Genomic DNA, 21,267 nt, shown 5'->3' with positions numbered 1-21,267 from the left:
AATGATAACTTTACAATTATTGCAGCAGATCATCGTATTTTTTCTGATGATGTCCTGTGGATTTACAGTGGTAAAATGCGGACTTATCGATGCAAAAAGCAGCAAGACACTTTCAGTCATCTGTATCTACATCATCATGCCCTGTGTAATGATCAATGCTTTTCAGATCGAATATTCCAGAAGCATCCGGAATGGCTTCCTTCTGGCAGTGGCAGCAGCCATCCTGATCCATATTTTTCTTCTGGTATTTGTACAGATCATCGGCAAGTCACTGAAATTAAGTGTGGTAGAAAAAGAATCCATCATCTATTCCAATTCCGGAAATCTGGTGATCCCTCTTGTAACGGTAGTCCTTGGGGAAAAATGGGTGATCTATGCCAGTGCTTTCCTGAGTGTGCAAATGATCCTGATGTGGACCCACGGACAGTCGCTGATGGAGGCGAAGGCCGGCATCAACTGGAAAAAAATCCTCTGCAACATCAATCTGATCGCTATTATCCTTGGAATCGTTCTGTTCTTCACGCAGATCAGACTGCCGGTGATCCTTGGAAACACCATGAGCCAGATTTCAGCCACCCTGGGACCTGTATGTATGATCATGCTTGGAATGACCATGACGGAGGTAAAATGGAAAGATATTTTCAGCCATTCCAGGATCTATCTGGTCACGATCTTGAAAATGGTGGTGACTCCGCTGCTCATACTGTTGTTTTTGAAGTATCTGCCCTTGGCTTCAATGGTAAAGGATGGAAAAACCATTCTGCTTATCAGTCTGATGGCAGTGATCACACCGTCGGCAACAACGGTTGTACAGCTGGCACAGCTCTACGATCAGGACCCGGTCTATGCCAGCACCATCAATGTAATGACAACGCTGGTAAGTATCATAACCATGCCACTGATGGTCATGTTGTATCTTGCCTGAGCATCTCAGGGAATCGTTACGGATAACTTTGTGTCAGGCAACATGCTTTGCGGATATTACCTGTGAACAGTGATCGGAAATCCTACCCTCATAATTGTAAAAACAAAATAAAAGTGATAGAATCAAATCATATGAGGGCAGAAGAACTACATCTGCTCATAGTGGAAAACATAGCACAGGATCATCAAAACAGGGGGATAGCATAAATGGAACGACATGCTTTTGCAATGAAAGTAAAAGAAGGAAAAATGAATGATTACCGTAAGAACTTAGGCGAGATCTGGCCGGAGCTTACTGCATATCTTGACCGTAACGGCATCCATAATTTCAGCATCTGGAATGCGGCAGACCTGATCTTCGGATATTACGAAAATGCAGACGGAGAGGTGATTTCTCCGGAAGAGGAGAAAGTAAAGGCAGCATTGACTGAAAAGATCGGAGATACTTTTACCTGGATCTCTACTCCTGGAAAAGACATGCGCCTGATGTATCATAATTTTGGTGTTGTGAGAGAAAACAAAGAGCTGATCCGCCACAGAATGTTCATGACAAAATTAAAAGACGGCTGTGAGGAAGAATATAAAGCCCGTCATGACGGACTTGTGGCGCAGAGAGGCGAAACAATAGATCCGGGCCCGGACAGCAACTTCAGCATCTGGAGTGCGGGCGGATATATTTTTGGATATGATGAGATCGACACAACCATGGAAGTGGAAGAAACACCGGAAGCAAGAGAGGCAACCATCGCATGGGAGACACGCCAGCTCGGGATCATGGACTGGATCACCAACGATGTGGACTGGATGACAAAAGAAGTATATCCATCCAGTGTACGTCTTGCATGGCATAATTAAAAAATGGGAAAATAAAAAGGAAGGAGGCCGGGGCTTTGTTTGGAGGTAGCCCCGGCAGTATGAAAAAGAAAAAAGTGTTATCAAAGGTAGTACCCTTTGCACATCTAATAATATACTCATATTTTGTGGTCATTCTGTGACGTCATTCTGAAAAAAGTATGAACAAAAAAGAAAAAATAACTGAACTCAAATCTTAACAATTCTTAAACTTTCCATATTTAGTTGAAACCATACGCCCCGACTGTTATACTGTGACTAGCAGATGTTAGCAGGAGAAGAATATGTTTTATTCCTGATATCAATAAAATAATGAGGCGTGAATTTATGAAACGTTTTTGGAAATATGTAACAGGGATCGTACCTGCGTACGGGCTTTTTCCCCTTGTTTTTTCATTTGTATTTAACTGTCTTGTATATTCCGGTTCAAGGGCGATCGCAGGCGGTTGGTATCATCACAATATAGAAAGTAATCTTGATCTGCGGCTCCCATTTGTGCCGCAGTTTTTGATTATCTATTTTGGCTGTTATGTATTCTGGGCAGTGAATTATATCCTTGCGGCAAGGCAGGAGCGGGAACAGGTTTACCGTTTTTTTACTGCGGATATTATATCCCGTTGTGTGTGTCTGATCATATTTCTGGCATATCCCACTACCAATACAAGACCGGTGATCGAAGGAAACGGAATCTGGGATCTGCTGGCCGGCTGGCTGTATTCCATTGATGCGGCAGATAACCTGTTTCCATCTATCCATTGTCTGGTAAGCTGGTTCTGTTTTCTGGGGATCAAGGATCAGAAAAGAATTCCGACATGGTATAAGGGGGTATCGTTTACACTGGCTGTGCTGGTTTTTCTGTCTACCATTTTTACCAAGCAGCATGTACTTGTGGATGTGGCAGGTGGTGTGATCCTGGCTCAGGTATGCTTTATTCTGGGACAGAAAACAAAACTCTGGCATATTTATGAACGGTTTGGAACTAAAATTGAAAAGAAGATCAACAGCTATACAGAAGGTGTCAAGTGATGAAGAGCAGAAAAAAGATCATATTTAACGGAGTGTTCCTGGCAGTAGTTTTTGCCCTGACTATCTACGGCGTTTTTCACGGAGAAGACCTGTCTTCCATGATGGATGCCATACATAGGGCAGATAAACGGTGGCTGCTTCCGGGAGTTGCACTGGTAGCATTTTTTATCTGGGGGGAATCCATCATTATCTGGTATATGATGCGTTCCAGCGGGATCCATCTGAAAAAAAGAACCTGCTTTCTGTTTTCGTCTGTAGGATTCTTTTTCAGCTGTATCACACCATCCGCCAGCGGCGGACAGCCCATGCAGATCTACTATATGAAAAAAGAGAAGATTTCCATTCCGGTGTCAACGGTGATCCTGATGATCGTGACGATTACCTATAAGCTGGTGCTTGTGGTGATCGGTATTGGGATCGCGATTTTCGGAAGAGGATTTCTTCACAAATATCTGGAAGGAATCCTGCCGGTGTTTTATCTGGGGCTGATGCTGAATATCTTCTGTGTCACTTTTATGACCATTCTGGTATTTCATCCGCTTTTGGCAAAAGCGATCCTGATGAAGGGCATGAATCTTCTGGAACGGTTTCATCTGATGAGGAAAAAAGAGGGACGGATGAAAAAACTGGAAGCTTCCATGGATACTTACCGAAATACTGCGGCATATCTGAAGAATAATCCGCTGGTGATCGTTAAAGTAATAGAGATCACTTTTATCCAGCGTATGGCACTGTTTGCAGTAACCTGGTTCGTATATCAGGCTTTTGGACTCCATGGAACCGGTTTCTGGGATATCCTTTTTCTCCAGGCAGTGATATCGGTATCTGTGGATATGCTGCCGCTTCCGGGAGGAATGGGAATCAGTGAGACTTTGTTTCTTACCATTTTCAGTCCGGTATTCGGTGGCCTGCTGCTTCCGGGAATGGTGCTTAGCAGAGGGCTGGGATATTACGGAGAGCTGCTGATCAGTGCGGTGTTTACTGCGGTGGCTCAGCTCACTATCGGAAAAAAGGAATCCTGAATAGATTTGATCGAATGCAGATCGCGGAGATCTGCTTGACCCAGATCAGGTAAGTCTCCTGTGGGACTGTGAATATAGCCTGACATGAAAAAGAAAAAAGAGGTGTGCAAATGATAGGATTTTATGATTACACGGTAATAATGACTTACATAAGCGTAGTTTCTTCCATGATCGGAATCTTCTGCGCTGTGACGGACCATATTTCAGCAGCGGTGTGCTGTCTTGCATTTTCCGGACTGTGCGATATGTTTGACGGAAAGATCGCAAGAACTAAGAAGAACAGAACGGAGGAAGAGAAATGCTTCGGGATCCAGATCGATTCCCTTGCAGATATCGTCTGTTTCGGGATCCTTCCCATTGTGCTAGGATTTAAGCTTGGAATGTGTCATATTTACGGAATAGCTATTCTTTTATTTTACGGTCTGGCAGGCCTGATCCGTCTGGCATACTTCAATGTTATGGAGGAAAAACGTCAGAATGAAACCTCCGAAAACCGAAAATATTATCAGGGACTTCCCATCACATCCATGTCTGTGGTCCTGCCGCTTCTATTTGTGGTATCCCTGCTTTTTCCGGAGTATAAATGGTTTGTGGTGCTCCTTCATATCGCAATGCTGACGGTAGGACTTCTGTTTATCCTGGATTTTAAATTCCGTAAGCCCACCAACAGGGAGCTGGTGATCATTGTTGCGGTAGTTGCTGTGGCAGTTCTTCTTGTACTTTTCTACAACGAAGGATGGTGGAAGTTCAATTATCTCTATAAGCTTTCCATGGAGAGAGGGGGTAATCTATGATCCGGACAGCGGACAGAATGGGGCATATTACAGAGGAGGATTCCTTTCAGAACAACCTTCTGGAAAAAATCTACGGTTCTGTAGCCGGACGCATGCTGATCCGGCCGCTGGTCACTCCTGTTGTTTCCATTGCCATGGGATGGATTCTGGATTCCAGGCTTTCGGCAGCAGCGGTGAAACCCTTTATACGGTTCAATCATCTGGATATGAGTGATTATGAAAAGCGTAAATATACTTCCTACAATGATTTTTTCAAGCGGAAGATCCGGGAGGGTGCCCGCCATATTGATATGGAACCGGGACATTTTATTAGTCCCTGTGACTGCAGGGTGAGTGTGTATCCGGTAGATGAAAAAGCCCGTCTTCATATCAAACAGACCGAATATACCATAGAGGAGCTTCTCAGGAATCCTTTTCTTGGAAAGAGATATCAGGGTGGCTATGTGTGGGTGCTTCGTCTCTGTGTTCAGGATTATCACAGATATATTTATCCGGACAATGCGGCGGAGTCCGGACGCATCAGGATCCCGGGGATCCTGCATACAGTCAACCCCGTGGCCAATGATGCCTATCCGATCTACAAGGAAAACAGCAGAGAGTATTCTCTTTTGAAAACAGAGAATTTCCGTACCGTGCTGATGATGGAGGTAGGTGCTCTTCTTGTCGGAAGAATCGAAAACCGGCCAGGGAAAGCATTTGTGAAACGGGGAGACGAAAAAGGAAATTTTGCTTTCGGCGGCTCCACCATTGTGCTGATCACCGAAAAAAATGCGGTAAAGCCGGATGAAGATATTTTAAACAATTCCCGTGAAGGAATTGAAACAAGAGTATTCATGGGAGAAAAGATCGGAGAATCCTTTTAGAGGGTTCTCCTTTTTTGCGGATAAAATTAAAAAAATGAAATTACGTTCACACACACAACACAAACCTGTGATATATTATGAGCAGTAGCAAAGCGGAATGGAAATATCCGCTTTAGAATGAACCGGAAGTAAAAGCTCAGCTTTTTGTAAAGAGGGATGATACAGAGCATTTCGGGCTGTCAGCAGCTGTCCGGAACAGCGACTGAGAAACGGAGGAAGATAGAATGGATGCATTAAAAATTCTTGTAGTAGATGACGAGAGCAGAATGAGAAAACTGGTAAAGGATTTTCTCACCAAAAAGAATTTCCAGGTATTGGAAGCAGGTGACGGTGAGGAGGCCATGGATATTTTTTATAAAGAAAAGGATATTGCGCTTCTGATCCTGGATGTGATGATGCCGAAGATGGATGGCTGGGAAGTATGTCGTGAGATCCGCAAAAATTCCAAGGTTCCCATCATTATGCTGACAGCAAGAGGAGATGAGCGTGATGAGCTTCTGGGATTTGAACTCGGGGTGGACGAATATATTTCCAAACCCTTCAGCCCCAAGATCCTTGTAGCACGTGTAGAAGCCATTCTTCGAAGAACGGGACAGAGCAACCCAGATGAGATACTTTCAGCAGGTGGGATTGTCATTGACAAGGCAGCGCATCAGGCAACGGTAGATGATAAACCGATGGATCTGAGCTTCAAGGAATTTGAGCTTCTGACTTATTTCCTGGAGAATGAGGGAATCGCTCTTTCCAGAGAAAAGATCCTGAATTCTGTGTGGAATTATGATTATTTCGGAGATGCCAGAACCATTGATACTCATGTCAAAAAACTGAGAAGTAAAATGGGCGATAAGGGCGAGTATATCAAGACAGTCTGGGGGATGGGCTATAAGTTTGAGGTAGGAGAATGAAAAAAACGAAGGAAAAAATAAAAAAGATCCACAGTCTCCGCCATCAGATCACAGCATACTTTATCGGTCTGCTGTTTTTATCCATTCTGACTATTACCGTGATCAACGGAGCCTTTCTTGAAAAATATTATGTGACAAAAAAGATCGATGTACTTCTGAATCTCCGAACAACTTTGGAAAATACAGATATTGACAAGATGATGAACAGCAACAGTTCGAAAGGTATGGAGAGTATTCCCGATGAGATCCAGAGAGCCTGCTCCAGAAACAATCTTTCCTGGGTTATCATTGACAGCAGCAATACCAGCTGGCTTTCCTGGGGCGAAAATGAAAAAATGCTTCAGAGCAAGCTGTTCGGATATGTCTATGATCTGGATGAGGACGGAGATAAGAGCCGGACCTTGAAGCAGGGTGACAATTATACCATCCAGCAGTCGCATGACCGTTTTGCGGGAATGGATTATGTGGAATGCTGGGGACAGCTGGATGAGGAACATTATTTTATCATAAGGACACCCCTTGAGAGCATCCGGGAGAGCGCTGATATTTCCAATAAGTTTTACTTTGCGGTAGGTCTGATGATCATAATCTTAAGTGGTCTGGTCATTATGGTCGTGACCAGGAGGATCACCCGTCCCATCAGTGAGCTTACGGAACTTTCCAGAAAAATGTCAGATCTGGATTTTGAGGCAAAATACGAGAGCAAGGTCGGCAATGAGATCGATGTTCTGGGAGATAATTTCAATCGGATGTCCTCACAGCTGGAGACTACCATCAGTGAACTGAAATCTGCAAATAATGAACTGCAGCGTGACATTGAGGACAAGATCAAGATCGACAAGATGCGAAAGGAATTTCTGGATAACGTGTCCCATGAACTGAAAACTCCCATAGCCCTGATCCAGGGCTATGCAGAAGGCTTAAAAGAAAATATTTCTGATGATCCTGAGAGCAGAGAGTTCTATTGCGATGTCATTATGGATGAAGCCTCCAAGATGAATAAACTGGTAAAAAATCTTCTCACACTGAATCAGCTGGAATCCGGCAAAGATGCAGTTGTAATGGAGCGGTTTGATATCGTATCCCTGATCCGCGGCGTGCTTCAGACCATGAATATCATGATCGGGCAGAAGAATGCAAAAGTGATCTTTGAGGCGGAGAAGCCGGTTTATGTATGGGCAGATGAGTTTAAGATCGAAGAGGTTGTGACAAACTATGTAAGCAATGCCCTGAACCATCTGGAGGGAGAGAAAGAAATCGAGATCAAGCTGCAGGATGAGGGTAACCGTGTGAAGATCAGTGTGTTTAACACAGGGACTCCGATCCCTGAGGCAGATGTACCGAATCTCTGGAATAAATTTTATAAAGTTGATAAAGCGAGAACCAGGGAATACGGCGGAAGCGGTATCGGTTTATCCATTGTAAAGGCCATCATGGAAAGCATGAACCAGGAATATGGCGTACAGAACTTTGATAATGGCGTGGAATTCTGGTTTACACTGGACCGGAAATAATAAAACTTTACCGTGATAATGTGAAAAAATGGGCGGCAGCAGAGAAAAGTCTTTGCAACCGCCTGTTTTTGCGTTATACTAAAGCAATGTAAATCGAAGGTGAGAGAGGAATATCGAGATACAAAAGAGCAGGAGGAAGCATTATTATGATAGGAATCATTGACTATGATGCAGGAAACATCAAAAGTGTGGAAAAAGCACTTCAGTATCTGGGACAGGAGACTGTCGTCTCAAGAGATCCCCAGGTGCTTCTGAAAGCAGATAAAGTAATCCTTCCGGGGGTTGGAAGCTTTGGTGATGCTATGGAAAATCTCAAAAAATACGGACTTGTTCCGGTAATACATGAGATCGTGGAAAAGGGAACGCCCTTTCTTGGGATATGCCTGGGACTGCAGCTGCTTTTTGAGAGCAGTGATGAGACACCGGGAGTGGAAGGTCTTGGAATCCTGAAGGGGAAAATCCTGCGCATCCCGCCAAGTCCGGGATTGAAGATCCCGCATATGGGCTGGAATTCCCTGCATATTCAGAACAGCGGAAGATTATTTAAAGGTATTCCGGAAAACACATACGTTTACTTTGTACATTCCTATTATCTTCAGGCAGAGGAGGAAGAGATCGTGAAAGCGACCACTCAGTACAGCACATGCATCCATGCGTCTGTGGAAAAGGGAAATGTATTTGCGTGTCAGTTCCATCCGGAAAAAAGCAGCCGGTGGGGCTTGAAGATCCTTGAGAATTTTGCGGCTCTTGAGTCAGGCACCGGAAAGGAGGCATAATCATGTTTACAAAAAGAATCATTCCATGTCTGGATGTAAATAAAGGACGTGTAGTAAAAGGCGTGAATTTTGTTGATCTTAAGGATGCCGGAGATCCGGTGGAAATTGCCAAAGCTTACGATGCAGCCGGTGCGGACGAGCTTGTTTTTCTTGATATCACTGCCTCCTGCGAGGAGCGTGATACCGTGGTGGATATGGTAAGAGCTGTTGCAGCCAACGTATTTATCCCGTTTACCGTAGGCGGAGGAATCCGTACCGTAGATGATTTCCGGAAGCTTCTCCGTGAAGGTGCAGATAAGATTTCTGTAAATTCCGCAGCTATCGACCGTCCGGAGCTGATCCATGAGGCTGCACAGAAATTCGGAAGCCAGTGTGTAGTAGTTGCCATTGATGCCAAGAGAAGACAGGAGGGCGGCTGGAATATCTACAAACATGGCGGAAGACTGGATACCGGTATTGATGCTCTTGAATGGGCAAAGAAGGTGGAAGAACTTGGCGCAGGTGAGATCCTTCTTACCAGCATGGACTGTGACGGAACCAAGGCCGGGTATGATATTGAACTTACAAGAGCCGTTGCAAATGCGGTTTCCATCCCGGTGATCGCCTCCGGTGGTGCCGGAACCCTGGAGCATTTTTATGATGCACTGACAGAAGGCGGAGCAGATGCGGCACTGGCAGCATCTCTGTTCCACTACAAAGAGCTGGAGATCCGGGAAGTGAAGGATTACCTTGCGGAAAAAGGAATTTCCGTGAGAAGATAAGTTGGATGAGAGGTGAGAGATATGGCTCCTATAGCAGGAGACTGGCAGGAGGCACTGAAAGGTGAGTTTCATCAGCCCTACTATGCCAAACTTTATAAAACCGTGATGACAGAATACAGAACAAGAAAGATTTTTCCGCCGCCGGAAGATATGTTCAATGCGTTTCATTTTACGCCTCTGCATCAGGTAAAGGTTGTGATCCTGGGACAGGACCCCTATCACAATGACGGACAGGCTCATGGGCTTTGCTTTTCCGTAAAAAAAGGTGTGGAAACACCGCCATCTCTGGTGAATATTTATAAGGAACTTGAGGATGATATGGGATGTTATATCCCAAACAACGGTAATCTGGAAAAATGGGCAAAGCAGGGCGTGCTTCTTTTGAACACAGTGCTGACTGTACGTGCACATCAGGCCAATTCCCACAGAGGGATCGGCTGGGAACAGTTTACTGATGCGGCCATCCGGATCCTGGACCAGGAGGATCGCCCGATCGTGTTTCTTCTCTGGGGGCGGCCTGCTCAGATGAAGGCATCCATGCTTCATAATCCGAAGCATCTGATCCTGGAAGCACCACATCCAAGTCCCCTTTCTGCCTACCGGGGATTTTTCGGATGCAAGCATTTCAGCAAGGCTAATGAATTTTTGAAAGCCAATGGGGTAGAACCTGTTGACTGGCAGATTGAGAATATTTAAGTTAGGGAAAGTAAAATGGGTAAAAAAAATGATAACACACTTGTGAAAAACGCCTCTTTTCTTATGGTTGCGGCGCTGATCTCCAAGATCATCGGAATGCTGTACAAGAGCCCGCTTTCAACCACACTGGGAAGCCAGAGTTTTGCACTTTTCCAGTTTGCACAGAATGTATATTTCATTCTGCTGATGATCGCGTCTTTCAGTATTCCACAGGCGGTATCCAAGATCATGGCGGAAAAGATCGCTTTTCACAGATATAAAGATGCACAGAAAGTATTTTACGGTGCACTGATCTATGCGGCAGTTGCCGGCGGTATCGTGGCGCTGATCTGTGTATTTGGTGCAGGAATCCTGGTTCCGGACAGTATGGCTAACGCCCGTCTGGCACTGCAGATGCTTGCACCCACAATTTTCATGTCCGGTCTCTGTGGTGTATTCCGTGGATATTTCCAGGCATACCGCAATATGATGCCTACATCGATCTCGCAGATCATTGAGCAGATCTTTGTGGCAACCTTTGCGCTTCTGATGTCACATGTATTTATCCAGCATTTTTCCGCAACAGGAGATATGGATCTGGTCCATCGCTGGGGTGCGGCAGGTGCTACCATGGGTACCGGAGCAGGTGTGGCTTCCGCGCTGATCTTTATGCTGATCGTTTATGGGGTAAACCGTAAGATCATCCGGAAAAGGATCGTCAATGACCGCCATTCTGTAAATGAGAGTATGGGTCATGTAATGAGTAATATCGTGCTCATCATCATGCCGATCATTCTTAGTGCTTTTATTTATAATGTAAACGGATATATCAACAGCTATATGTATTCCGGTATCATGGATATCAAGGGTGCTGCCAAGGACGTGATCCAGACCTTGTATTCCGAGTACGGATATTATATGACACTGATCAATATCCCGCTTACCCTGGCAAGTACAGCACCGACATCTATGATCCCTGAGGTTTCCGCGCATTATGCAATGCACGATATTGAAGGTGCAAATATGAAGACAGACCGTGCCACATGGATCAGTATGCTGATCTCCATTCCGGCGGCAGTAGGTCTTGCAGTTCTTTCCGGACCGATCACGAGACTGATCTTCCCGGGAACCAATGGCGTAGGCGGACAGCTTCTGATCCTGGGAGGAATCACCATTATCCTGAATGGCAACTCCAATATCACCAACGGTGTACTTCAGGGAATCGGCAAGCCGAAGCTCCCGATGATCCATGCAGCCATTGCACTGGTGGCAGATGTGATAGCCATGGCCCTGCTTCTGGTATTTACCAATCTTGGCGTTTATACCATTGTCATCGCCCAGATCGTTTATGCAGTTGTGATGTGTCTTCTCAACGACCGTTCCATCAAGAAATATATGGGCTATAAGAATCCATGGAGAAGTGCTTATTTAAGCCCGTTCCTTGCATCTATCCCGATGGGGGTTGTTGCGGGAGTGGTGTATTACGGATTGTATGCACTGATTCATTCCAATGTGATCTGCCTAGGTATTTCCGTGATCCTGGCAGCAGTTGTATACTTTATTGTATATCTGTTTGTAAGCAAGCCCGGTGAAGAAGAGCTGGGTATGATGCCTGGTGGAAGATATATGAAGAAGCTGGCGAGAATGATGAAGATCATCTGATCTGTAAGTCCGATCAGTAAACGGCAATACAGTTATTCGGTGCAGAACTCAAAGTGAACACAGCTAGCACAGGAAAAAATACTCACAGATTTGTTCCGGCAGATTTCCAGCCGGAGGATCTGTGAGTATTTTTTATTGTATCAGGTCTCTGGAAATGCAGGCTTTTGAAGAATGGATTCCTTTTAGACTTTTTTCTGTGAAAACAGTCTTATGATCTCCAGAGTAACGTTCACAGCGGCATCCATTCCTTCTGCTGTAATATGCTCATAAGGCCCGTGATAGGCATGTCCGCCGGTTCCGAGATTCGGGCAGGGCAGTCCCATAAAGCTTAACTGTGCACCGTCTGTGCCGCCGCGGATAGGCAGGATCAGCGGTGTGACACCGCAGCTGTGGCAGGCTTCCTCTGCCAGAGATATCAGCCATGGGCAGGTATCGATGATCTCTTTCATATTGCGGTACTGCTGGGTGATGGTAAGAGTTACGGTACCTTCCCCCCATTTTTCATTGAGGATCTCCGTGATATGGGTGAGCGTTTTCTGACGGATCTCAAAAGAAGCGGCATCGTGATCCCGGACAATATACTGAAGCTCAGCCTGGGAAACATCTCCTTTCATGGAACACAGATGGAAAAATCCTTCGTAGTCTTCTGTATTCCTGGGAGTGTCCGCTGCCGGAAGCATGGAGTTAAATTCCATGGCAATGAGGGCTGCGTTGATCATAGTATTTTTGGAAGAACCGGGATGTACATTAACACCCTGGAAGGTTACTTTTGCACTGCAGGCGTTAAAGTTTTCGTACTGGATCTCGCCTTCCGTATCACCGTCCAGGGTATATGCATAATCCGCACCGAATTTTTTTACATCAAAGTGGGCCGGTCCCATGCCGATCTCTTCATCCGGAGTAAAAGCAACGCAGAGAGGTCCGTGAGGTATTTTTTCCGTAAGGATATGCTCCAGCGCAGTGAGGATCTCTGCAATGCCGGCCTTGTCGTCTGCGCCCAGGATCGTGGTTCCGTCTGAGGTGATCAGGGTACGTCCGGCAAGTGAAGCAAGATGGGGGAACATTTCCGGGGAAAGAGTTCTGCCGCTTGTGCCGAGAGGGAGCTCTTTTCCATCGTAATCTTCTGTGATCATCGGTGTGACTGCATGGTCGCAGAAATCGGAAACCGTATCCATATGAGCGATAAAGCCCAGTGCTTTGCAGTGCTCCAGACCTTCTGTAGCAGGAAGATGTGCATAAACGTAACAGTGTTCATCCAGAGACACATCAGAGATCCCAAGGCCTTTCAGTTCCTCCACAAGAAGCCGGGCCAGGTCAAACTGGCACTGGGAAGAGGGGGAAGAAGAGCTTTCTTCATTGCTGGGTGTGGATATTTTTACATAGGATAGAAGTCGTTGGTATGCTTTCATAGAAGAATATTCCTTTCTGAAAAATTCCTTCCGGAACAGACGGCAGCTGTATTTATGGAATCCGCCTGTTTTTCCGGAGATAATAACAGTATACCACACAGTATCCGTATATTTTCAGAAAAAATCTCCCACGATGTGAAAACCTGTGCTATAATCTGTGAGATAATAAAAAACAGGAGGATTTGAGAGTGGAAAAAAGAATCATACAGGTCGAAGAAAAAGTACCTGCAAAGATGCTGATACCGTTAAGTATCCAGCATATGTTCGCCATGTTCGGAGCATCCGTACTGGTGCCATTCCTTTTTGGTATCAGTCCGGCTATTGTGCTTCTGATGAATGGTGTGGGAACACTCCTTTTTATTTTCATCACAAAAGGAAAGGCACCGGCTTATTTGGGCTCCAGTTTTGCCTTCCTTTCACCGGCTCTTCTGGTGATCAGCAAGTATGGATATGAGTATGCCCTTGGTGGTTTCGTTGTTCTGGGTATTGCTGGTATGTGCGTGGCATTGATCGTCCGCCAGTGCGGAACAGACTGGATCGATATCGTGCTTCCTACAGCGGCAATGGGACCGGTAGTGGCACTGATCGGTCTGGAACTTGCGGGAAATGCAGCAAGTACGGCAGGACTTCTGGACGAGAAGGTAGATCCGAAGAATGTGATCGTATTTCTGGTCACACTTGGAGTTGCGGTATTCGGGCAGATCCTGTTCCGGGGCTTCCTTTCTGTGATTCCGATCCTGATCGCGATCATTGCGGGATATGTGGCAGCAGGTGCATGCGGGCTTCTGGATTTTACACAGGTAAGGGAAGCGGCATTTTTGGCTCTTCCCAACTTTACATCTCCGAAATTTAATTTTGAGGCCATTATGACGATCTTTCCGGCATTGCTTCTGGTAACCTCCGAGCATATCGGCCATCAGATCGTAACCGGAAAGATTGTTGGAAGAAATCTTCTGAAAGATCCGGGTCTCCACAGATCCCTGTTTGCAGATTTCTTTTCTACCACAGTTTCCGGATGCCTTGGTTCTGTGCCGACAACTACTTACGGTGAGAACATCGGTGTCATGGCAGTGACAAAGGTTTACAGTGTACAGGTGATTGGTGGTGCGGCAGTGCTTTCTATCTGCTGTTCCTTCCTTGGTAAACTGGCAGCCCTGATCAGTACCATTCCAGGTCCGGTGATCGGTGGGATTTCCTTCCTTCTTTACGGAATGATCGGAACCTCCGGCCTTCGTATGCTGGTTGACAATCACGTGGATTACAGCAAGTCCAGAAATCTGACGCTGACAAGCGTTGTCTTTGTTGTAGGTCTTTCCGGAATTGCCCTGAAGCTTGGAAATGTTGAGCTTACCGGTATGGTGCTGGCATGTGTGGTTGCCATGGCATTAAGCCTTGTATTCTATATTCTGGACAAACTGAAGCTGACCAACGATCAGTGACAGGAAATATATTGCATAAAAAGCAGATGAAGAGGGAAATCTTTTTATCTGCTTTTTTTGCATTCAGAGAGGAAAAAGAAATCATGTATGGGAAGCCTTTTGTCGGATTTTCAGAGATCTTGTCAACAAAAAAACAGAGGGATTTTCAAGTATCTTATTGACAATCATTCCGTTTTATAATACTATGTAATACAGAAAACACGAACAAAGGTTCGGATTAAAGGAAACCTGATTAGAAAGAGAATAAAGAATAGGAGATTACATAATGATCAGTGAAGAGAAGCAGAAGGCGCTGGAAGCGGCTCTTGGAAATATTGAGAAACAGTTCGGTAAAGGCTCTGTCATGAAGCTTGGAGATTCCAGTTCCCATATGCAGGTGGAGGCAGTTCCCACAGGATGCTTAAGTCTGGATATCGCCCTTGGTGTAGGTGGTGTTCCCAAGGGACGTATCGTGGAGATTTACGGACCGGAGTCCAGTGGTAAGACAACGGTAGCTTTACATATGGTCGCTGAAGTGCAGAAGAGAGGCGGAATCGCAGGATTTATCGATGCGGAGCATGCTCTTGATCCTGTTTATGCCAAGAGTATAGGTGTTGATATCGACAACCTTTATATTTCACAGCCGGATAACGGAGAGCAGGCGCTGGAGATCACAGAGACTATGGTACGTTCCGGTGCTGTGGATATCGTGATCGTGGACTCTGTTGCAGCCCTGGTCCCCAAGGCTGAGATCGAAGGAGATATGGGAGACAGCCATGTAGGTCTGCAGGCCCGTCTGATGTCACAGGCACTCCGTAAACTGACGGCTGTTATCAGCAAGTCTAACTGCGTGGTGATCTTTATCAACCAGCTTCGTGAGAAGGTTGGAGTGATGTTTGGTAATCCGGAAACTACAACCGGTGGACGTGCGCTGAAATTCTATGCATCTGTCCGTATGGATGTACGCCGTGTGGAAACATTGAAGCAGGGTGGTGAGATGGTTGGAAACCACACCCGTGTGAAAGTAGTTAAGAACAAGGTGGCTCCGCCATTTAAGCAGGCAGAGTTTGATATCATGTTCGGAACCGGTATTTCCAGAGAGGGAGATATCCTGGATCTGGCTGCAGAATGCTCCATCGTAAACAAGAGCGGAGCCTGGTATGCATATGAAGGGGATAAGATCGGACAGGGACGTGAGAATGCCAAATTATTCCTGAGAGAGCATCCGGAGATCCGCGATGAGATCGAGAAGAAGGTTCGTGTACATTATCATCTGGATCCGGCAGATGAGACAGCAGAAGCAGTAGTACAGGCAGAAGATACAGAGAAGGAAGAGTAATCCATGCTGGATCTGGAAGAACGAAACCGTGCAAGAAAGAAAGCCATGCGGCTTCTGGAACATATGGACCGCACAGAGAAAGGCCTGACGGATAAACTCCGTCAGGCTGAATTTTCACCGGAGGCAGTAGAAGATGCCATTGCTTATGTGAAGTCCTATGGGTATATCAACGATGCCCGTTATGCCAGAACCTATATCTCCTTCCGCATGGAATCCAGAAGTCGTCAGAAGATCTTCTCGGAACTTCAGTTAAAGGGTGTGGACCGTCAGACTGCCCTGGATGCCTGGAATGAGATGGAAGAGCTTCTGGAACCGGACGAGCGGGAGGTATTACGCAGGACGATCGAGAAGAAATATGCGCCGGACACAGAGCTTGATGAAGGACAGATGCGAAGGCTGTATGGATATCTGGCCAGACGAGCGTTCCGGTATGAGGATATTTCCCATACCCTGGAAGAAATGAACATCCGGGTGAACCGTGATATGGAATAACTCGTTACTGTTCACTGGTAATGTCCCGCGAGGTGTTTTTTGTGAGCGAAGGTCACAGAAAACCCGAGACATACCGCGCGAATTTATGCGATCAGCATAAATTCTGTGCATCGCGAAGCGTGTTACTGAGAACGGAGTGAACAGTAACAATAACTCTGCGGAGAAAAAGAGCCAGTTTATATGTGCTAACCAAAATCTGCTTTTTCATGAGAAAAACTTGACATAAATGTGAAAAACAGCTAAACTTGTATTGTTGTATTTGTACAATGAAAACTAAATAAGGAGGTGCTCCTGTGGCAGGCACAATTATCGGTGTTATTGTCGCTGTGGTAGTCACGCTACTTATTGCAGTTCCTGTTACTTGCAAGGTTGCTGTTGACAAGAAAGTACGCAAGGATGCGGAAATCATAGGTACAGCAGAGGATAAGGCAAGGAATATTCTTGATGAAGCATTGAAAGCAGCAGAGACCAAGAAACGCGAAACTTTACTTGAAGTAAAGGAAGAATCTCTGCGAACTAAAAATGAACTGGAAAGGGAAACCAAGGAACGGAGAAACGAGCTGCAGAGATACGAGAAGCGAGTTTTGTCAAAAGAGGAATCTGTTGACAAAAAAGCCAATGCAGTGGAGAAGCGTGAGCTGGAATGTACAGCGAAATTTAACGAGTTACAAGAAAAAGAAAAACGAGTAAATGAACTTGAGGAAAAAGGAGTACAGGAACTGGAACGAGTTTCAGGTCTTACCTCCGAACAGGCAAAAGAAGAATTACTGAAATCTGTAGAAGATGACGTAAAGGTGGATGTTGCAAGACTCTATAAAGAGCTTGAGAACAGAGCCAAGGAAGATGCCAATAAGAAAGCCAGGGAATATGTAGTCAATGCCATTCAGAAATGTGCAGTGGATCATGTTTCCGAGACAACGATTTCTGTGGTACAGCTTCCAAGTGATGAAATGAAGGGAAGGATCATCGGTCGTGAAGGCCGTAACATCCGTACACTTGAGACACTTACCGGTGTGGATCTGATCATTGATGATACACCGGAGGCAGTGGTACTCTCCGCATTTGATCCGATCAGGAGAGAGATCGCCAGAGTGGCTCTTGAGAAACTGATCGTGGATGGACGTATCCATCCGGCAAGAATTGAAGAGATGGTAGAGAAAGCCCAGAAAGAAGTGGAAGCACAGATCCGGGAAGACGGTGAGAATGCTGCCATGGATGTAGGGGTACATGGAATCCATCCGGAACTTCTGAAGCTTCTTGGACGTATGAAATTCCGTTCAAGCTATGGACAGAATGCTCTGAGACATTCAATTGAGGTTGCACAGCTTTCCGGACTTCTTGCAGGAGAAGTTGGTGTGGATGTGCGTATGGCCAAGCGTGCCGGACTTCTTCATGACATTGGTAAATCCATTGACCATGAGGTAGAAGGTTCTCATATTCAGATCGGTGTGGATCTCTGCAAGAAATACAAGGAGTCCCCGATCGTTATCAACACGGTTGCGTCTCATCATGGTGATGTGGAGCCGGAATCTCTGATCGCGTGTATTGTACAGGCTGCTGATGCAATTTCCGCAGCAAGACCTGGAGCAAGACGTGAGACCCTGGAAACCTATACCAATCGTCTGAAACAGCTTGAGGATATCACCAATGAATTCAAGGGTGTAGAGAAGTCTTTTGCTATTCAGGCAGGAAGAGAAATTCGTGTTATGGTCGTGCCGGATCATGTAAGTGATGCAGATATGGTTCTCCTTGCAAGAGATATTGCAAAGCAGATCGAGGCAGAGCTTGAGTATCCTGGACAGATCAAAGTTAATGTGATCCGTGAAAGCAGAGCGGTTGACTACGCAAAATAAGCTTTCAATGGAAGAAAGTTCTGGAAATACCAAAGGCCGGACAGCTTTTTAGCTGGCCGGTCTTTTTTTGTCGTGAGGAAAAACGGTCATATTACTGGAAAAACAGGCGTAAACTGGTACAGGGTGAGTAAATGGAGAGTAAGACAGAGAACCGGAAGTGGAAAAATGCCGGACGTTTTCCGGCGGAGCTTCTTTTTATGACCGGAGTTTTTGCGGGAAATGTGTTGCCGAATCTGATCTGGAAAATGGAGTGGAAGCAGAAAACCCTGGCTTCTTTTTATCTGATCCGCAGCTTTGCAGGAAAAGATATTTCCGGCGGAGCTTATTTCCTGGAAGTGCTGCGACGAAGAGGAGGTTTTTTTCTTCTGTTGTTTTTATGCGGATTTACAATATTCGGAGTGCCTTTGACGGTCGCATATATGCTGTTTTTGGGAATGGAGACAGGAATGATCCTGGCATTATCGGTTCTGGAATTTGGTATTTATGGCGGTGTGGCCGGCGCTGGACTTCTGATGCCGCAGTATCTGGTCTATATTCCGGCGTATTTTTATCTTGCAGGTATCGTATACAGACAATCGTATGGGATCTGGAAAAATTATGGACTTGTGCCGCAGAAAACAGGGGCTTATTTTCGGCAGGGGATCACAGTTTTTCTGCTGTATACAGGAGGAATCCTCGCAGAAAGTTTTCTGAATCCCTGGATCGTAGAAAAAGTTATAAAGGGCCTGAAATTTTTTTGAGGAAAATTTCCACAATATCTAGTAATGGTTTCCATAAAATCTGCGATATTTGGTGGTTTGTGCCGGAAAGTGTTGAAATTGTGCGGTTTTACGATGAAAAACTGTTTGATTTTATGTAAAATTCACAGTATAATTCAGTCATAAACGAGTATGATTTTAGAGAAACGGGATGCAGAGAAATGGACATAGAGATACGGGAATTTATTACATATTTACATAATAGAAAAAGGACGTCACATAATACAGAAGTATCTTACCAGAGAGACCTGAAGAAGATGGCAGTGTATTTTGCAGATCGTGGGATCTATGATATCCGAGATGTAGGAGAACTGGAGCTGGAAGGCTATCTCAGCTATATGGAGAGAGGACAGTTCGCTTCCTCAACGATCTCCAGAAATGTAGCATCTATCCGTGCCTTGTTTCAGTATCTTTATCAGGAGAACAGGATCGAGAGGGATCCGTCTCTGGAACTGAAGCCGCCCAAGGTTGAGAAGCGGATGCCGGAGATCCTTACTGTGGATGAGGTAGACCGCCTTTTGAAACAGCCGGATCTGAATACACCGAAGGGAATCCGGGACAGTGCCATGCTGGAGCTTTTGTATGCTACAGGAATGCGTGTCAGTGAACTTTTGCGGCTGAATCTGGAGGATCTCAATCTGCGGCTTGGTTATGTAGTCTGTCACGATGAGGATAAGGAACGGGTGATCCCGATAGGAAATGTATGCAAAACAGCCATGGAGAAATATCTGAAGGAAGCCCGTGGAAAATTTGTGAAAGAAAATGAGACGGAGAGTCTTTTTACCAACTGTTCAGGAAAATCCATGAGCAGACAGGGATTCTGGAAGGTTCTCAAGGGATATGCAGAGGAAGCCGGGATCCAGCATGATATCACGCCGCATACACTGAGACATTCTTTTGCCGCACATATGCTGCAGAATGGAGCGGACGTGAAGAGTGTGCAGGAAATGCTTGGACATTCGGATATTTCCACCACACAGGTCTATCTGAATTTTGGCGTTGCGAAAATGCGAGACGTATATATGAAAGCACATCCGAGGCATTGATCTGTAAGAAATAATATAAAAAACGCGTTCAAAAAAGAACCGGCAGCTTCCAAAATGGAAGAATGCCGGTTCTTTTTTTGAACATAAATTGTAGAATGATCACAAATGTCTGTTCCCTGAACTGCAGATCAGACAGATCTTAGCAATTTTCAGCAATCGTGTAAAGCAGCTTCTCAGACTCATCCCAACCAAGGCAGGCATCTGTGATGGATTTTCCGTAGATGTGATCTCCACCGATCTTCTGGTTGCCTGGCTCGATATAGCTCTCGATCATGAGACCCTTTACCATGGAGTGAAGCTCAGAATCTACCTGACGGCTGTGAAGAACCTCACTTGCGATACGAACCTGCTGCTCGTAATGCTTGTTGGAGTTGGAGTGGTTGGTATCCACGATCACTGCCGGGTTGGCAAGGTTCTTTGCATGGTATTTGTCATAGAGAAGACGAAGATCCTCGTAATGGTAGTTCGGGATCGCTTCCCCATGCTTGTTTACAGCACCGCGAAGGATTGCGTGAGAGAGTGGGTTGCCGGTGGTCTCAACCTCCCAGCTTCTGTAAATAAAACGATGAGCGCCCTGTGCTGCAACAATGGAGTTCAGCATAACGCTGTAGTCACCACTGGTAGGATTCTTCATACCAGCCGGAACATCCATGCCGCTGACAGTCAGTCTGTGCTGCTGATCTTCAACAGAACGTGCGCCTACAGCAACGTAGGAAAGCAGATCAGAGAGATAACGGTAGTTCTCCGGGTAAAGCATCTCATCTGCACAGGTGAAGCCACTTTCGCGGATAGCACGCATGTGCATCTTGCGGATCGCGATCAGTCCGGCAAGAAGGTTCGGTTTTTTCTCAGGATCCGGCTGATGGACCATTCCCTTGTATCCTTCACCGGTCGTACGTGGTTTGTTTGTGTAAACACGCGGGATGATAAGGACTTTATCCTCGATTTTTTCCTGAACTTTGCGAAGTCTTAAAAGATAATCGCATACGGCATCTTCGTTATCTGCAGAACATGGTCCGATGATAGCGAGGAATTTATCGGATTTTCCGGTGAAAACGTCGCGAATCTCAGCATCGCGTTTCTCCTTGAGCGCCTGAAGTTCAGCATCGAGCGGATACTGATTGCGGATTTCCTCAGGAGTTGGCAGTTTTTTTATGAATTCAAAACTCATAGTACTT

General features: G+C 45.6%; 20 protein-coding genes. 18 read left to right on the top strand and 2 right to left on the bottom strand.

Annotated features, from left to right (window positions below; translation table 11 throughout):
* Position 1: 1 nt before the first annotated feature.
* From NQ489_RS13720 to NQ489_RS13665, 12 genes are all read left to right on the top strand, one after another.
* Complete coding sequence (locus tag NQ489_RS13720; protein WP_021650794.1) at positions 2-925, top strand: AEC family transporter; 924 nt, start codon at positions 2-4, stop codon at positions 923-925.
* 206 nt (positions 926-1,131) lie between these two features.
* Positions 1,132-1,779 carry an L-rhamnose mutarotase gene (locus tag NQ489_RS13715; protein ID WP_021650796.1) on the top strand — a complete coding sequence of 216 codons (648 nt, stop codon included), beginning with the start codon at positions 1,132-1,134 and terminating at the stop codon, positions 1,777-1,779.
* Positions 1,780-2,103: 324 nt separating this feature from the next.
* Positions 2,104-2,802, top strand: coding sequence for a phosphatase PAP2 family protein (locus NQ489_RS13710; RefSeq protein WP_044961052.1), 699 nt, complete (start codon positions 2,104-2,106; stop codon positions 2,800-2,802).
* A complete protein-coding gene (locus NQ489_RS13705) occupies positions 2,802-3,824 on the top strand; it encodes a lysylphosphatidylglycerol synthase transmembrane domain-containing protein (protein ID WP_021650798.1) in 1,023 nt (340 codons plus the stop codon). Before NQ489_RS13710 ends, NQ489_RS13705 begins: the two co-directional genes overlap by 1 nt.
* A gap of 110 nt (positions 3,825-3,934) precedes the next feature.
* Complete coding sequence (locus NQ489_RS13700) at positions 3,935-4,618, top strand: CDP-alcohol phosphatidyltransferase family protein (RefSeq protein ID WP_021650799.1); 684 nt, start codon at positions 3,935-3,937, stop codon at positions 4,616-4,618.
* Positions 4,615-5,481 (top strand): phosphatidylserine decarboxylase, encoded by an 867-nt coding sequence (locus tag NQ489_RS13695; RefSeq protein WP_021650800.1) that lies wholly within the window; start codon positions 4,615-4,617, stop codon positions 5,479-5,481. Before NQ489_RS13700 ends, NQ489_RS13695 begins: the two co-directional genes overlap by 4 nt.
* A gap of 224 nt (positions 5,482-5,705) precedes the next feature.
* Complete coding sequence (locus NQ489_RS13690) at positions 5,706-6,386, top strand: response regulator transcription factor (protein WP_015526981.1); 681 nt, start codon at positions 5,706-5,708, stop codon at positions 6,384-6,386.
* Positions 6,383-7,900 (top strand): sensor histidine kinase, encoded by a 1,518-nt coding sequence (locus tag NQ489_RS13685; protein ID WP_021650802.1) that lies wholly within the window; start codon positions 6,383-6,385, stop codon positions 7,898-7,900. The genes NQ489_RS13690 and NQ489_RS13685 overlap by 4 nt, the downstream gene beginning before the upstream one ends.
* Before the next feature lie 146 nt (positions 7,901-8,046).
* Complete coding sequence (gene hisH / locus NQ489_RS13680; RefSeq protein WP_021650803.1) at positions 8,047-8,676, top strand: imidazole glycerol phosphate synthase subunit HisH; 630 nt, start codon at positions 8,047-8,049, stop codon at positions 8,674-8,676.
* Positions 8,677-8,678: 2 nt separating this feature from the next.
* Positions 8,679-9,437: an imidazole glycerol phosphate synthase subunit HisF gene (gene hisF / locus NQ489_RS13675; protein ID WP_021650804.1), complete on the top strand. Its 759-nt coding sequence runs from the start codon at positions 8,679-8,681 to the stop codon at positions 9,435-9,437.
* Between the two features lie 21 nt (positions 9,438-9,458).
* Positions 9,459-10,133: a uracil-DNA glycosylase gene (ung, locus tag NQ489_RS13670; protein ID WP_021650805.1), complete on the top strand. Its 675-nt coding sequence runs from the start codon at positions 9,459-9,461 to the stop codon at positions 10,131-10,133.
* A gap of 15 nt (positions 10,134-10,148) precedes the next feature.
* Positions 10,149-11,774: a putative polysaccharide biosynthesis protein gene (locus NQ489_RS13665; RefSeq protein WP_021650806.1), complete on the top strand. Its 1,626-nt coding sequence runs from the start codon at positions 10,149-10,151 to the stop codon at positions 11,772-11,774.
* A gap of 182 nt (positions 11,775-11,956) precedes the next feature.
* Here NQ489_RS13665 and pepT read toward each other — a convergent pair whose 3' ends face one another.
* On the bottom strand, positions 11,957-13,183 hold the full coding sequence (pepT, locus tag NQ489_RS13660; protein ID WP_021650807.1) for a peptidase T: 1,227 nt from the start codon (positions 13,181-13,183) through the stop codon (positions 11,957-11,959).
* Between the two features lie 233 nt (positions 13,184-13,416).
* Here pepT and uraA point away from each other — a divergent pair, with 233 nt between their 5' ends.
* The 6 genes from uraA (at position 13,417) to xerD (ending at position 20,089) form a co-directional block, all read left to right on the top strand.
* The gene (uraA, locus tag NQ489_RS13655; RefSeq protein ID WP_044961056.1) at positions 13,417-14,622 is read left to right on the top strand and encodes a uracil permease; all 1,206 of its coding nucleotides are present in this window, start codon (positions 13,417-13,419) and stop codon (positions 14,620-14,622) included.
* 265 nt (positions 14,623-14,887) lie between these two features.
* A complete protein-coding gene (gene recA, locus NQ489_RS13650) occupies positions 14,888-15,940 on the top strand; it encodes a recombinase RecA (protein ID WP_021650811.1) in 1,053 nt (350 codons plus the stop codon).
* Positions 15,941-15,943: 3 nt separating this feature from the next.
* Entirely contained in the window at positions 15,944-16,432 is a 489-nt protein-coding gene (locus NQ489_RS13645) for a regulatory protein RecX (RefSeq protein ID WP_021650812.1), read from the top strand.
* Between the two features lie 293 nt (positions 16,433-16,725).
* Positions 16,726-18,285, top strand: a complete 1,560-nt coding sequence (rny, locus tag NQ489_RS13640) for a ribonuclease Y (RefSeq protein ID WP_021650814.1) — start codon at positions 16,726-16,728, stop codon at positions 18,283-18,285.
* A 131-nt stretch (positions 18,286-18,416) separates the two neighbouring features.
* On the top strand, positions 18,417-19,025 hold the full coding sequence (locus tag NQ489_RS13635) for a stage II sporulation protein M (protein ID WP_021650815.1): 609 nt from the start codon (positions 18,417-18,419) through the stop codon (positions 19,023-19,025).
* A gap of 179 nt (positions 19,026-19,204) precedes the next feature.
* Positions 19,205-20,089, top strand: a complete 885-nt coding sequence (gene xerD, locus NQ489_RS13630; protein ID WP_015526990.1) for a site-specific tyrosine recombinase XerD — start codon at positions 19,205-19,207, stop codon at positions 20,087-20,089.
* 139 nt (positions 20,090-20,228) lie between these two features.
* Here the strand turns inward: xerD and NQ489_RS13625 are convergent, their stop codons facing one another.
* Complete coding sequence (locus NQ489_RS13625; RefSeq protein WP_021650817.1) at positions 20,229-21,260, bottom strand: 3-deoxy-7-phosphoheptulonate synthase; 1,032 nt, start codon at positions 21,258-21,260, stop codon at positions 20,229-20,231.
* Positions 21,261-21,267 lie beyond the last annotated feature (7 nt).

Origin of the sequence: Blautia sp. KLE_1732_HM_1032 (genome assembly GCF_025147905.1) — a bacterium.
Classification (GTDB): domain Bacteria; phylum Bacillota; class Clostridia; order Lachnospirales; family Lachnospiraceae; genus Blautia_A; species Blautia_A fusiformis.
The sequence above is the reverse complement of the archived record's forward strand: the minus strand, read 5'-3'. Positions and strand labels throughout refer to the sequence as shown.

What these genes read in the sequence shown, in the direction of transcription:
- NQ489_RS13720 (WP_021650794.1), top strand. Translation starts at nt 2, where the DNA reads ATGATAACTTTACAATTATTGCAGCAGATCATCGTATTTTTTCTGATG.
- NQ489_RS13715 (WP_021650796.1), top strand. Translation starts at nt 1,132, where the DNA reads ATGGAACGACATGCTTTTGCAATGAAAGTAAAAGAAGGAAAAATGAAT.
- NQ489_RS13710 (WP_044961052.1), top strand. Translation starts at nt 2,104, where the DNA reads ATGAAACGTTTTTGGAAATATGTAACAGGGATCGTACCTGCGTACGGG.
- NQ489_RS13705 (WP_021650798.1), top strand. Translation starts at nt 2,802, where the DNA reads ATGAAGAGCAGAAAAAAGATCATATTTAACGGAGTGTTCCTGGCAGTA.
- NQ489_RS13700 (WP_021650799.1), top strand. Translation starts at nt 3,935, where the DNA reads ATGATAGGATTTTATGATTACACGGTAATAATGACTTACATAAGCGTA.
- NQ489_RS13695 (WP_021650800.1), top strand. Translation starts at nt 4,615, where the DNA reads ATGATCCGGACAGCGGACAGAATGGGGCATATTACAGAGGAGGATTCC.
- NQ489_RS13690 (WP_015526981.1), top strand. Translation starts at nt 5,706, where the DNA reads ATGGATGCATTAAAAATTCTTGTAGTAGATGACGAGAGCAGAATGAGA.
- NQ489_RS13685 (WP_021650802.1), top strand. Translation starts at nt 6,383, where the DNA reads ATGAAAAAAACGAAGGAAAAAATAAAAAAGATCCACAGTCTCCGCCAT.
- hisH (WP_021650803.1), top strand. Translation starts at nt 8,047, where the DNA reads ATGATAGGAATCATTGACTATGATGCAGGAAACATCAAAAGTGTGGAA.
- hisF (WP_021650804.1), top strand. Translation starts at nt 8,679, where the DNA reads ATGTTTACAAAAAGAATCATTCCATGTCTGGATGTAAATAAAGGACGT.
- ung (WP_021650805.1), top strand. Translation starts at nt 9,459, where the DNA reads ATGGCTCCTATAGCAGGAGACTGGCAGGAGGCACTGAAAGGTGAGTTT.
- NQ489_RS13665 (WP_021650806.1), top strand. Translation starts at nt 10,149, where the DNA reads ATGGGTAAAAAAAATGATAACACACTTGTGAAAAACGCCTCTTTTCTT.
- pepT (WP_021650807.1), bottom strand. Translation starts at nt 13,183, where the DNA reads ATGAAAGCATACCAACGACTTCTATCCTATGTAAAAATATCCACACCC.
- uraA (WP_044961056.1), top strand. Translation starts at nt 13,417, where the DNA reads ATGCTGATACCGTTAAGTATCCAGCATATGTTCGCCATGTTCGGAGCA.
- recA (WP_021650811.1), top strand. Translation starts at nt 14,888, where the DNA reads ATGATCAGTGAAGAGAAGCAGAAGGCGCTGGAAGCGGCTCTTGGAAAT.
- NQ489_RS13645 (WP_021650812.1), top strand. Translation starts at nt 15,944, where the DNA reads ATGCTGGATCTGGAAGAACGAAACCGTGCAAGAAAGAAAGCCATGCGG.
- NQ489_RS13635 (WP_021650815.1), top strand. Translation starts at nt 18,417, where the DNA reads ATGGAGAGTAAGACAGAGAACCGGAAGTGGAAAAATGCCGGACGTTTT.
- xerD (WP_015526990.1), top strand. Translation starts at nt 19,205, where the DNA reads ATGGACATAGAGATACGGGAATTTATTACATATTTACATAATAGAAAA.
- NQ489_RS13625 (WP_021650817.1), bottom strand. Translation starts at nt 21,260, where the DNA reads ATGAGTTTTGAATTCATAAAAAAACTGCCAACTCCTGAGGAAATCCGC.